The organism is Flectobacillus sp. BAB-3569 (genome assembly GCF_002270355.1).
GTDB lineage: Bacteria > Bacteroidota > Bacteroidia > Cytophagales > Spirosomataceae > Flectobacillus > Flectobacillus roseus.
The window spans coordinates 233,418-246,969 of sequence record NZ_NJFZ01000020.1 but is presented as its reverse complement, the minus strand read 5'-3'; the positions used below and the strand labels follow the sequence as shown (position 1 = coordinate 246,969).

General features: G+C 36.4%; 9 protein-coding genes. 8 read left to right on the top strand and 1 reads right to left on the bottom strand.

The window, feature by feature from the left end; genetic code table 11:
• Nucleotides 1–10 precede the first annotated feature (10 nt).
• Together BWI92_RS19030 and BWI92_RS19025 are read left to right on the top strand one after the other, a co-directional pair.
• Nucleotides 11–2,593: an alpha-L-arabinofuranosidase C-terminal domain-containing protein gene (locus tag BWI92_RS19030; RefSeq protein WP_095165692.1), complete on the top strand. Its 2,583-nt coding sequence runs from the start codon at nucleotides 11–13 to the stop codon at nucleotides 2,591–2,593.
• 187 nt (nucleotides 2,594–2,780) lie between these two features.
• Complete coding sequence (locus tag BWI92_RS19025) at nucleotides 2,781–3,341, top strand: hypothetical protein (RefSeq protein ID WP_141234841.1); 561 nt, start codon at nucleotides 2,781–2,783, stop codon at nucleotides 3,339–3,341.
• Between the two features lie 112 nt (nucleotides 3,342–3,453).
• Here the strand turns inward: BWI92_RS19025 and BWI92_RS19020 are convergent, their stop codons facing one another.
• Nucleotides 3,454–4,230 (bottom strand): response regulator transcription factor, encoded by a 777-nt coding sequence (locus BWI92_RS19020; RefSeq protein ID WP_095165687.1) that lies wholly within the window; start codon nucleotides 4,228–4,230, stop codon nucleotides 3,454–3,456.
• Between the two features lie 512 nt (nucleotides 4,231–4,742).
• On the opposite strand from BWI92_RS19020, the gene BWI92_RS19015 reads away from it, so the two are divergent.
• The 6 genes from BWI92_RS19015 (at nucleotide 4,743) to BWI92_RS18990 (ending at nucleotide 13,257) form a co-directional block, all read left to right on the top strand.
• Entirely contained in the window at nucleotides 4,743–5,216 is a 474-nt protein-coding gene (locus BWI92_RS19015) for a hypothetical protein (protein WP_141234840.1), read from the top strand.
• Between the two features lie 20 nt (nucleotides 5,217–5,236).
• Nucleotides 5,237–6,589, top strand: a complete 1,353-nt coding sequence (locus BWI92_RS19010; RefSeq protein WP_141234839.1) for a hypothetical protein — start codon at nucleotides 5,237–5,239, stop codon at nucleotides 6,587–6,589.
• Nucleotides 6,590–6,592: 3 nt separating this feature from the next.
• Nucleotides 6,593–7,222 carry a response regulator transcription factor gene (locus BWI92_RS19005; RefSeq protein WP_095165680.1) on the top strand — a complete coding sequence of 210 codons (630 nt, stop codon included), beginning with the start codon at nucleotides 6,593–6,595 and terminating at the stop codon, nucleotides 7,220–7,222.
• A 102-nt stretch (nucleotides 7,223–7,324) separates the two neighbouring features.
• The gene (locus BWI92_RS19000; protein ID WP_095165678.1) at nucleotides 7,325–8,263 is read left to right on the top strand and encodes a carbon-nitrogen hydrolase family protein; all 939 of its coding nucleotides are present in this window, start codon (nucleotides 7,325–7,327) and stop codon (nucleotides 8,261–8,263) included.
• A 261-nt stretch (nucleotides 8,264–8,524) separates the two neighbouring features.
• The gene (locus BWI92_RS18995; RefSeq protein ID WP_095165675.1) at nucleotides 8,525–11,596 is read left to right on the top strand and encodes a WGR domain-containing protein; all 3,072 of its coding nucleotides are present in this window, start codon (nucleotides 8,525–8,527) and stop codon (nucleotides 11,594–11,596) included.
• 5 nt (nucleotides 11,597–11,601) lie between these two features.
• On the top strand, nucleotides 11,602–13,257 hold the full coding sequence (locus BWI92_RS18990) for an SWIM zinc finger family protein (RefSeq protein ID WP_095165672.1): 1,656 nt from the start codon (nucleotides 11,602–11,604) through the stop codon (nucleotides 13,255–13,257).
• Nucleotides 13,258–13,552: the final 295 nt, after the last annotated feature.

Here is a 13,552-nt window from a genome sequence, read left to right as displayed (position 1 = left end):
TACCAATTTTATGAAAAAACTACTTTTGCTGTTTTGTTTTTTGTCAATACAACTCTCAGCACAAACTATTACTCAAGATTCTGTCTACCTTTTTTCCTATTGTTCTTTAAAAAATGATGGAAAAATAGGCTTGCAATTAGCATGGAGTAGCGACAAAAACACTTGGAATACTATCGGCAATGATTTTGGTGTATTAGGTTCTGATTATGGAACTTGGGGCGCTCAAAAGAGAATGCTAAGTCCATTTTTATGGCTCGGTGCAGATGGACTTTGGCATTGTGTTTTTTCGGTAAATGAAAAGGATAATGCTTTGGCGCATGCAAGTTCGGTCGACCTGATCGCTTGGGGACGTCAGAGTTATCCTGTGTTTTCGGGCAGTCAAAATTGCTTACTGCCAGAGTTTAAATATGATGCTAAAACAAAGCAATATCTTATTTCTTGGTTGAGTAAAGTTGGAGATAAAACGGAAATTTTTACCACTTCTACCAAAGATTTCAGAAGCTATGGAAAAGAACAAAAAGCGTTGACATCGACACGCTTAAATCTTAGAACGGAGGTGAAACTAGGAGATAAAACAGAAACTGGTTTGGTATATAAAGTGTCTTCGGCAGTTGTCAATAAGCTTTTGAAGTATTTGGAATCAGAAAAGGAAAGACAAAAGTTGTATCGTGAGAATTTGTATGAGGATACTCTAAAACTAGCCAACTTAAAACCATTATCTGCACAGGTAACTGTAGATTTTCAGAAAAGAAAATCAATTAGTTCAACTTTGATGGGTATCTTTTTTGAGGATTTGAACTATGCCGCTGATGGCGGTTTATATGCCGAATTGATTCAGAATAGAGATTTTGAATATAAACTTTCAGAAAAAGGAGGAAATGATAAATCGTGGACTGCTACAAAAGCTTGGCATACCACTGGTCAAGCTAAGCTTACTATAGACTCTATACGTTCAATTCATTATAACAATTCGCATTTTGCTGTTTTGACTACCACACAAAAAGGTGATGCCTTGGTGGCCGAAGGTTACGAAGGTATTGCCTTGAAGGCTGGTGAAACGTATTATCTCTCTTTATTTGCGAAAAATATGACTGGGAAAAACAGTAAACTGTCGATTCAGTTGAAAGATGCCTCGGGCAAAGTTTTCGCTGAAGGTGCTGTAAATGTGAAGGGAAACGTTTGGCAAAAATATGAGATTAGTTTATTGGTCAAGGAGTCAACAGCTAATGCCGAATTGTCGATTGTTCCAGAAACCGCTGGACAATATGCTTTGGATATGATTTCACTTTTTCCAAAAAATACCTTCAAAGGTCGTCGTAATGGACTTAGAGCGGATATTGCACAAGCGCTTGCTGATTTGCATCCACGTTTTGTGAGATTCCCAGGGGGCTGTGTGGCGCATGGGAATGGTTTGGATAATATTTACAAATGGAAAAATACGATTGGTAAGTTAGAGGAGCGCAAACCGATGTTTAATCTTTGGGGCTATCACCAAAGTATGGGGATTGGCTATGGGGAGTATTTTCAATTTTGTGAGGATATAGGAGCACAACCTCTACCTGTGATTGCGGCGGGTGTTTGTTGCCAAAACTCAAGTGTGGGTGGCGCTGGACAACAAGGTGGTATTCCGATGGAGCAAATGGATAGCTACATCCAAGATATTTTGGATTTGATAGAATGGGCTAATGGCGATTTGACTACCAAATGGGGAAAAGTACGTGCCATGAATGGTCATATCAAGCCATATAACTTGAAATACATTGGCATTGGAAACGAAGATTTGATTACGGATTTGTTTGAAGAACGCTTCAGAATGATTTTTAAAGCTATCAAAGCAAAATATCCAGAAATCGTAGTAATCGGAACTGTTGGACCGTGGTCGGAGGGAACTGATTATGTAGAAGGCTGGAAATTAGCGAATGAAATCAATATTCCGATGGTAGATGAGCATTATTATCAATCGCCAGGCTGGTTTATCAATAACCAAGATTATTACGATAACTATGACCGTAGTAAATCTAAAGTGTATTTGGGCGAATACGCAGCACATATCGGTGGAAGAGCTAATAACTTGCATACTTCCTTGGTAGAAGCATTACATTTAAATAGTCTTGAGCGCAATGGCGATGTGGTAAGTATGTCTTCGTATGCACCGCTATTGGCAAAAGAAGGTCACACGCAATGGAAGCCAGATTTGATATTTTTTAACAATACCGAGGTAAAGACAACGGTGGATTATGAAGTACAAAAACTGTATGGAGTTCACGCTGGGGAAAGCTATATAGCTAGTCAGGTCGAACTGTCAGACAAGGATTCGTATCTCCAAAAGCGAGTTTCTGTCTCTGTGGTGGAAGATAGCAAAACCAAAGATTTGATTATTAAATTAGTCAATGTATTGCCAACTTCGGTTGATACTAAATTGAATTTGAAGGAATTCGATTATCTCCCAGAAGCACTTAAAATTACCCTTGCAGGAAATTTAAAAGATACCAAAGTATTGCCTGTGGAAGGTAAACAATCGGTTGCTCCAAGTTTTTCAACCAATCTTCCTGCTCATTCGTTGACGATAATTCGTTTAAAGAGAAAAAAGTAATGGTTTTAAAATAAGTGTTTAAGGTTATACGAAACACTACAATATAATACGCCTTTTGTCTGAGATACTTTATCAAGGCGAAAGGCGTTTTTATGTCATTTACTCATTTGTCTCGAAATAAAATAACGGGGACGATGCATTGAATTTGGAATTTAAGTATTTTGCTAAAAATCAAGCTTCACATACTATGAAAAAATCGACGATAATCTATTGCCTTGCTTTAATCTCTCTCTTTGTAAGTTGCTCAAATTTCAAGGATAAAACTGAAGTTAGTAAAGATGACTCTTTGAAAGCAGCAAAACTAGCCCCAAAGCCTGTGTATGATGGTATTTATCGGGTAGAAGGCGACTCAGTAGTTATACCTAGTTTTGAAATTGAAGTTGAGTTGAGTCCGAAGGCTGAGGCTAAAATCGAAAAGGATAAGGAAAGTATAATAGTTTCTGCTTCTTTTTCTGGTATTCCTATTGACCCAAATTCGCCCAACATGCAAGAGTGGGCAGAGGGAGGAATTGCTGGAAAAGAAATTGAATTGATGGGACAGCGAGTGGCAAGATTTGAAAATATCAAGGTCAAAAAAAGTACCCTAGATTCTGTCACGGGTAAAGACTTAGAACTGCTCATCAATGTTTATACAGGTCGTAGAACAAACCCCGACAATTTGTTAGACTGTGGCATTCTATCTGAAAAAATGGCAAAAGTTCAAAATAAGAAATTTGTCCTAAAAGCAAAATTGATTTACGGAGAATGACTTATGTCTAATTGAGTGAATTAGTGATTGTGAGATTTAGTGATTATTGCATGAAGACATAGGATCTCGATATTTGATAATAATCACACATTCACTCAATTATCAGAATACCTTAAATAATTCTATACACTCTCAGAAAATTGATTAGCTCATTGGCATCATAAAAATTGGTTTTACGAAGCATATTTTGTCGGTGGGTATTGACTGTATTATTGGCGATAAATAGCTTATCACTGATTTCCTTGCTTAGATACCCTTGTCCCATCAATTGCGCTATTTCTAATTCTCGTTGGCTGAGCGACTCCAATTGGATACATTCGTTGGTTTTGCTATCTATTTCAAAAAGTTTGGACTGTTTCCCGCCAGAAAGATATAAATGTTGTTTTCCGTCTCTCTTGACATTGGTAATTTCAGAGACAAAAGCCACAAAATAGGTAATCTTTCCAGTCTCATCAACACTCAAGGCCATACTTTCTTGGCAAATTCTCCTGATTTTTCCATCATTTCCTTTCATTCTGTAATCATAAATTACCCGTAGCTGATTCATGTTTTCGGCTGGAATCTGGGAGGAATAGTTGCTAATTTCTCTGGAAATATGGATTAAGCCAGCTTGGTCTTCTTCAGGATACTGTTCCACATAACCTTGAACGCCTACGTCGTAAAAGTATTCGGTAGACCAACCGCAAACTTTCTGTACATCCCCCAAGATGAGCGGATATTTCATCGTATTGATGTCTAGTACGGCGAGGGCGGTTCCTTGCATGCGAAGTGTTTCATGAAACAGAGGATGAAAGGTCATAAAATGCTGGACTTTTTCAGGTTTTTCTTCAAGATTTCCTGAGTGCCAAAGCTGTTTAAATAGTTCAAAATGGGTAGGTTGGGCAGGCATGTTCTATCAATTTGCGTAAAATATTACTTATCAATCAGTATTTGCTACATAAATGCTTTTCGGTATATTAAGAAAATAAGTTGAGAACCCAAATGCAAATTTACGTTACTTACTAAACGGTCATATGGGAAGAAAAAAAGCTAATAATTGTAGCGAAAGTAGCTAACGGAATAATTTTTGTAGTAATAAATTGACTAAGTAGTTTAAGCAAAAGTAAGGCAAAAGGCTACCTACAACTATTCGATAATTCAAATAGTTGAGGTAAATCCAATTTGCGTTTTAAGAATCCTGAGAAAACAATGCTTAGCACAGGTGTTATTGAGGGGTGTGTTAATGAATGTTGTGTTAGATAACGAAAAAGGGTATGAGTATTTACAAAAGCTGAGATACTAAAATCTCTTGAAACACTCATTTTTAGGTGATGCAAATCTCGTATATCAATGAATACATTAAAATACCTGAATGCAGGTATTTTTCAGGTTCTTTGATGCTGGATTCTATAGTTTTATAGTATGAAACAAAACCAACTGTTATTGATTCTATTTCAAATCTGCATTTTATGGCTGGTATCCTTTTATGTTGCATTGGGAACTAGACATGATTCATCGTTGCCTATCCCGATAGATGATAAGTTTAATCACCAAATGATTAATCAACAAATCTACGTTGCTCAAAAGTATCTTCCTGTGGATACTAGCCGATACTTTGATTTGAATGCCTATCATTTTGTTAAAAATAACAAGTACGAATTGATTGAATTAGGAAAGGCCTATGATCAAAAAAAAGCGCTAATGTATCTGGAGTTAGTCAATCGATCTTCTCAAAAAATAGAGCTTGTATTGGAGGCCTCGCATACACGTGTAGACGAACTAGAATGCTATTTGCTCAAAAACAATAAGCTTGTTTTATCAGAAAAACTTCAGCGAAATAAACCCTTATACCTGAGAAAAAATCCATACGTTTTTTTTCATTTCCTATCGAGATAGCCGCACATGATACTGCAAGGGTGGTTTTACATTCCACTCGAAATTATGGATTACATATCACTAGCCTAGATTTGTATCGAAAACCACGCTTTTTTGAACATGCCATAAGTCAGAATCTCAAATCAATATTTCAGGTTATTTATTGCTTTATTTTTAGTGCTGTACTGCTATTGTTAGGTTTTTTCTATTCGGAAAAGTTGATGATTTATGCAGGTGTTATGATTGGAGTGGCAAACGCTAATATGTTTACCGTTGGGTATCTATACGATCTTTTTCCCTTTCCTACTTTTTTGAATTTGAATGCCTCGAACATTGGCTCATTTTGGATGTTGGGACTCAATGTATTTTTCCATCCATTTGCCTACGAAGTAGTACAGTCAATACCTATAAATCTAAAAAGATATACCTTAGGAGCGAAGATTTTGGTCGTACTCAATGTGTCAGTAATGCTTTTACACTTTCTGCCCCCTTATTATCTAGTTTTGTTTATCATTACCAACAGTCTTTTTCCTCTTACCCTCCTAAATACACTTTGGGCAATTTACCATGCAACCCTTTTATTTATTAGAGGAAAAAGGATTGATTATTTGATTGCCTGTTTATTAGGTATTTTACCAACGATGATAAAAAGTGTCGCGAGTTATTTTCTAATCAACCAAGAAAGCCTCAGTTTGAATAGCGATTATTTTACCCCTTTTGTCGTAATAATTTTGATTTCCTATATTTCTTTTGAACAACTAAGAAAAAGTTTGATTTTTCGCAAGATTCATGAATCACAAATGGTTATACTAAAAGATGATTTAGAAACCATTCGTAAAAACGAAGTTGAAAATATTGGTCGCCAGCTCCACGACCAAGTAGGGAATACCCTTGCCGCTGCGTTGGGTTATTTGAATAAGGAAAAAATAGATGTCTCAACGAGTAGGAAAATTTTGGAGGAAGCCATCAACGAGATTAGGCTTATGAGCCATACGCTGGTAAAAGATGATAATTTGTCTTTAACCACAAAAATTGAAAGAACAGTGGATCAATACAATGAGTTTTCTCATGTGAAGGTGCACTACCATGATTTTTCGGAGGGGAAAATCAATCAACTGGAGTCTTTAACACAACAAAATATATATATGATTTTGAAAGAATGTTTATTGAATGTCATTAGGCATTCGAAGGCACAAGAAGCATTCTTACAAATATTTGAACAAGAAAAAGGATTTCGATTTGTGGTGGAAGACGATGGTGTAGGCTTTGATACCAGCTTGGAAGGGAAAGGGATTGGTTTGTTGAATATGAAAAAACGAGCTACAATTTCTCAGCTCAAATTCAATATCGAATCCAATTCGAATGGGACAACCACTATTATTGAGACGATGTAAATTATGAAAACAAAAGTTGTAATTGTAGATGACCATTCATTGTTTAACGATGGATTAAGTTTAATATTAAAGGAATCTGGTAAGTATGAAATACTAGCTCAAATTTATGATAGTCGGAAAGCCTATAATCTGTGTAATACGCTATTGCCTGAACTTATTTTGGTGGATTATAATATGCCTTTTTTGGATGGCTTGTCCTTAGTAAAGCAGCTTCGAACCCTAGTTCATCGTTCTAAGATAGTTGTGATAAGCATGTACGCCGATCGACGTGAAATAGAGGCATTTAAAGCATTCGAAATTGAAGGTTATTTGTCAAAAACAAGTCCATCTGCTGAAATCCTGATGTCTTTAGACAAAATCATGACGGGCGAAAGTGTTTTTCAGGTCAAGCAAGAACCTAAGACAAGCGTTGAAAGAGATTTTTTTTCATTAAAAAAGCTATTAACCAAACGAGAAGTAGAAATTCTAAAAGCCTTGAAAAAAGGCTATACCTCGGAGCAGGTTGCCCAAGAACTTTGTTTGAGTTATTACACTGTGGAAACCCACAGAAAGAACATTAATCAAAAATTGAAATTTAGTTCAAAGATAGAGTTTTATGACTTTTTGGATACCATTGAGTTGGAGGAAAAATAGAAATTAGTAAGCAGGTTAATTGTTAAAAGTATAATCGTTATTTGAAGGTACTCGTCATCAAAAGTATAAACAAAGTGTACCATTTTTGAATGATAATTTAGGATGAAAAATTCGATTCACAAAAAAGTAAAAGTAGGGGTAATACAAGCAACTCCATCTTTATTTGACATAGAAAAATCAGTAAATCTAGTCGTAGATTGGATAAAAAAAGGCGCGGAAAAAGGTTGTGAATTGTTGCTTTTTCCAGAGTCATTTATTCCTTGTTATCCTCGTGGCTTGAGTTACGATGCTATGATTGGTCGTCGTACCGACAAAAGCCGTGAACAATGGTTGCATTATTGGGAAAATAGTATTGAGGAAAATCCAATACATACTCAAAGAATTAGCGAGGCAATCGCGGAGGCTAATCTTTTTGTAGGATTGGGTGTTACCGAGCGAGAAAATGTTGGAGGCTCTTTGCATTGTGCCTTGTGGTATTTTGACAATAAAGGCAACCTAGTCGGCAAACACAGAAAGCTGAAACCAACAGGTTTAGAAAGGTATATTTGGGCAGAAAGCGATGGCAGTACACTGACGACTATTCAAACTACCATAGGGAAAATCGGAGGGCTGATTTGCTGGGAAAATTATATGCCACTGGCGAGAATGTCGATGTACCAAAAAGGAGTAGAGATATACCTCGCACCAACCGCCGATTCCAGAGAATCGTGGCAATCGACGATGCAACATATCGCACTTGAAGGGCGATGTTTTGTATTAGCAGCCAATCAATACGTCCAAAAATCAGACTATCCTGCCGAATATCAAGCCGATTTACATGACCAACCCGAAGTCATGTGTGCGGGTGGAAGCGTAATCATTTCACCAATGGGAGAGGTGCTCGCTGGTCCACTTTGGCATCAGGAGGGGCTATTAGTGGCCGAACTGGATTTTTCCATTCTAGCAAAAAGTAAATTAGATTTTGATGTAACAGGACACTATGCTAGACCAGATGTTTTTGAATTTAAAGTCAATAAACAGCCTGAGATGAGAATGGTGTGATTAAAGTGACCAAGCATTTAACAAACAAATAGGGTAATCATCAATCATCTATAAGATTTCTAGTAATGATTTGAAAATAAACCTATATATCTAAAACATGAACTAATAAGAATATAATAGTATATTTGAATATATAATGTAGCTTAATGAGGAAAAATAACTACATTATGTATATTTTACATTTGAATATATAAAGTAATTTGAATTATAACTATTTTTTTTATTTTTGTATTTCTCTGATTAATAACTCCTATTTTCACTATGAAGCTTGTAAAACAATCGCACCTCTTTTTTCGTGAAGGTAATTCGGATAAGGAATATATCATAGAATTACTCAAACATACTGAAGAGTTATTTTCCGTAAATTTTAAGTACGGAAGAAGGGGCGCTGTTTTAAAAGAAGGGACTAAAACCGAAAAGCCGATTACGCTTGCAGCGGCTGAACTAATATTCAATAAACTAGAGACTGAAAAAAGAAAAAAGGGATATCTCTCAGAATCCGAGCTTCTGTCTACTTTACCCAATCTTGATTCTCTTTCTCCAGACCTTCAAAAGCATCCTATTCTTCAACGCTTGGATGGTGCTATCAAAGGAACCTCAGTATTTAAAACTTATTGGAAAACCTCACGCGTAATTTGGAAGGCAGGCGGGCTGAAAATGATGGAAGCAGAACCCTTTGTATCCCAGTTGGTATTCAAAGGTGATAAAATGCAACAATATGCTGCACTGTGGACTTTGGTGAGGTTAAAAAGCATTAATTCTATCACAATTTTTAAAAGGGTGGTAGAAAATCCTAAATCAACCCTCCATTCGAGAAGAGTAGCAAAAGAAGGCTTACTACAAATGCTGGAGGGTGACGAATTGACGTCACTTCAGCAAGAATTTGTTTCGAAATTACCAATAGTACTTCAAGAGAACCTACATGATGCTTTTGCACTAAAAGAGCTTCTTGAGTCACAATCGAGCCATGCTGATATCTTCGCATCTTCCCTTGAAAATCTCTATTACCTGAGTTTCCACCAAACATACATAAGAGAACTTATCATTCCTCACCTCAAAAAAGTAGGTATCTCAAAGAAGAATTTTAAAGAGTTCAGATATCTCTTTAAAATAGCAGAGCTTCGTAGCGATTTTGAGGTTTATGCTATTCTTGCGCATAAATTTGAAAGAGCAGATGGTTTTGGAAATACAAGCAAAGTTTTTTCTAATAAAACAAAAGCCTATTTCCTGCAGAGAGTTATCCGTCAAATATATGAGTTTGGAAAAGAAAATCCCGAGAATTTCATACAGCTTTCGATCTCCATATTATTAAGCTATGACAAACAAAACCGTGATCTTAGTCCTAGTAATAAATTATTCTTAGAACAATGGTTTTGGAGAATTAAGCTAGAAGATTTGCCACCATTTGCAGATGCTATTTTACTGAACCTTATTTTGCACGGAGGGGGTACCCGTTTGATTCGCTATTATCGTTTTTGGATGATTGCTGAGGCTCGCAGTAGCAAAAAAATTGAGAATCGAGCCTTTCAGATGCAGCGAAAACAACAGCAAACAAAAGAAACTTTTATTGGAAGTATATTCAAGTCAATCTTAAAAATCTTTGGGAATAGTAATCAAGAGCCAACAATCGTCCATGACTCAACGAATTCTATACCTCAAAATTCACTAAAATCAACTAATAAAGGAAGAGAAGAACTTTATCCTCAACATTGGGATAAGTTCCCTCATGCATACTTGGCGTTACTATTGAGGTCGGAAGTGGACTTGATACACGGCTTTGCTTTGGAAAGATTGCTTGATCATCCAGAATATAAAACTATTATTAATCAACTCTCAGTGAGCGATTTGGTTGGACTAGTATCATCAGAGATTGAACCAACCATCAACTGGGCAACAGACTTAATTAGTGAAAGATTGCAAGTAAAGCTTGAAAAGACATTAGTGATAGGCTTGTTAAATGCCAATTCCTCAAAAGGACAAGAATTAGGGAAGCAATTTTTTCAACAATACCTAGCAGATTTTTTAATTGATAGTGATTCGCTTTTATCTGTGATTTATGCTAATCATTTTGAAATCAGACATTGGATAAAGGGACTACTGCAAGAGCATACTTTACATAAAGACGTGTTAAATTCCTTAATAGATCTTGCGGTTTTGTGGTTAGCCAATCAAACAGACAATTCGGCAGATTGTAACATGCTGCTCAATCAAGGAAATAAAACCTTACAAGATTTAGCTGTTGAACAATTAATGCTACTTTCAGATGACCAGCTAAATGCCCTCCAATTGTCTCCAGTTGTGGCGGTAAAACTTTTTGCATTAAAAATCATTATTCTTAAAAATCAACTTCCCAATGCCTCCGTTTTAGCAGAATTAATTTGTAGTGACGTAAAAGGTAATCGTAAGCTTGGAGAGGGTATTCTTAATTCTTTATTGAATAAGCCTGTATTCCTTGTTGAGATGGTCAATGAGTTGTATCCTAAACTATTTGTGAAGGAGCATTTTGAAGGTCAACATCTCGTGGTTCAAGGGTTACTTTCCAATTCTCTAAGACCTTATTTGAGTAAAATCAATATAGCACATTCGCTTAGGTTAATACACGGGAATTATATTCCTGCTCAAGAGATAGGTTGGATACTTCTTACTGAGCAAATTGATAAAGATCGACTTTTGGTCAAGCAAGTAGTACATCTGGCAAGTCATAACGACTTGCGGGTAAGACAGTGGTCTTGGTCGTGGTTTGACAAGAAAGTTTCATTAGCCAAAGTGGAAATAGAAGAAACCATTAAACTATTACAATCCAAGTGGGATGATACGAGACAGTTTACCATAGACTTTTTGAGGAAAAACTTTGTTGAGGAGGATTGGTCTCCAGAGGTGTTGATAGGAATTGTAGATTCAGTAAAACCTGATGTTGAAGCTTTTGGTAGAGAATTGATTACAAACTTTTATGAAGAAGGGAACGGACTTATGTATTTGAGTTTTTTATGTCAACATCCAAGCTTGAATGTTCAGTTATTAGTTTCAAATTTTATTGAAAAATATGCTGCCAACAATATCGAAAAATTACGAGACCTAGACTATTATTTTCGCTCGGTACTTATGAGAGTTAATAAAGGAAGAAATACCAAAAATAGGGTTTTTCATTTCCTCCATCAAGAGGCAATGCGTTCACAAGAAGCTGCATGTGTGGTGTCCAATATTTTGAGTGATGTGTCGGCCACTATGGCGATAGAAGATAAGGCCAAATGCATACAAATTATGCGGGATTTAGAGAAACTATACCCTTCATTGCTGTTACCAATGACTACAATTGAGTTTGAAACCAGATAAAACCTATGCTATTTAACTATAAGTATGGAGGACATACCCAAATATCGAGTACAACGCGCTCGACCTCTATGTCATTTGCTCCAGACACACTCCGAGAACCTACTTATTTTGTGGGTAAACTCCAACAAAAACTGGCGTTCAGAGAAGCGATTTCTGCGCTTCATGATGTCGTTATTTCCGACTTAAGATTTCAACCTAAAGATAAAACAGCTTACAAAGAATGGGCTGCGGAGCAAGAAATGGCTTGGATGAGCGAATATGCCACGAAATTGGATTTGCGAGAAAATGAGGAGCGCATTAAATGGTTAAAAAGAGATTTGAATCTTCTTCAAAAAAGACGTCATGAAATGATGAAACCTTTTTGGGAGGCAAGAATGAAGTACTTTGATTTTATTTACAAAAATGATCGAAATATGTGGATTGTACTTGATCCTATTATAACGATACATCCTGAGGATTTGTTTTTCGAGTGTTTTAGTAAAGACGAATCAACGTATGCTAAGTTAGAAGCTAATTACGAGACATTTAAGGAGATAGACGAGTTTCAATGCGGAACTACCAATATTGATTATTCGCATGATTTATATCAAGAGTTTCAAAAAATTAGAGATTATAAAGAAACTGATTTTAGGATAGACCCAAAAGGATTTTCTGTTCAAACGACCAACGAAGAGATCTTTCATGAAAAGAAAATAGAGGTGCCTGAAAGTTGGGTTCGAGGTTTTTTACAGGTAATTTCTGCCATGACTTTACCAGCAACTTCATTCGAGTTGCACTCAATGGATATCTATAATATTTGTTCGTTATTGAGACGATTTAAAGAAAATAGTGGTCCACGTTCAATGGTCTTTATCCTGCGACCTAACCAGCCTATTAGTATATTATTTGAGCCCTTCAACAAGGAAATTGTTTGTGCTAGGTCAATCTACCAAGGTAATGAATCTCAAACCATTAGAGTTTGGGGGCGACGGAGATTATTGGTGCTGGAGCGACTGATTCCTTTAGCAAAGAAGTTTACCGTCCATTTGCTTGGGAGTGGTTTGCCTTCTTTTTTCATTGCAGAAATGGGTGATATGAATTTTACTTTGGGGTTGTCTGGTTGGACAGCAAACGATTGGTCACGAGTGGGGAATTTTGATTTAATGGCTCCGCGCGCGAACGTAGATACTTTCACCGCAGAGAAGGTATTCAGTGTTCTCAAAAAATCCTTTTTGGCCAAGCCAGAAATGCTTGCTAAAGAGTTGAACCTAGATATCAAAACGGTTTTGGGTGCATTATCTCTTTACACACAAGCAGGAAAGGTAATTTTTGATATAAAAAAAGGTGTTTATCGATTGAGAGAATTATCAAGAGAGCCTCTGCCGATGGATGCCTTGAGATTTGCGAATGATCGAGAAAGGCTTGCTAGGGAATTGTTGACCCAACAGAGAATTGCCGTCAAAAAAGTATATGTTGAAAATGGATTAAGGCTGGAAGGAGAATTTACATGGAGCGAAAAGATTTGGCATCCAACTGCAATCATAGATGCCGATGAGAAACTGGTGGAGGCAACTTGTACTTGTGATTTTCATATTAGGAATAAACTATACAAAGGTCCTTGTGAACATATTTTAGCGTTGAGAATTGCTGAAGAGAATACTTCTGCTCTAATTTCAACCTAGTTTGCGAAGGAAATGCTCCCCAATTAAAATCAAAAATTAATTTGCGTATTTTTTTAGAAAAACTAATAAGAAAATGTAAATTGCAACAACAAAGTAAGAGTAAATAAGACCTTGCCTTCCGAAAGGAAAGAACGATGTATCGTCGTTCATGAAATTTGACTCTACATGCATCACTAAATACAATCTTCACTGTGAGAGCTTTGTCTGGTAGACAATATTTAACAGTGAAAACTCCGAGAGTTTAAAATATCGTCTACCAGACCGCTCTCTTGGAGTTGATTGATTTAGTCAGAAG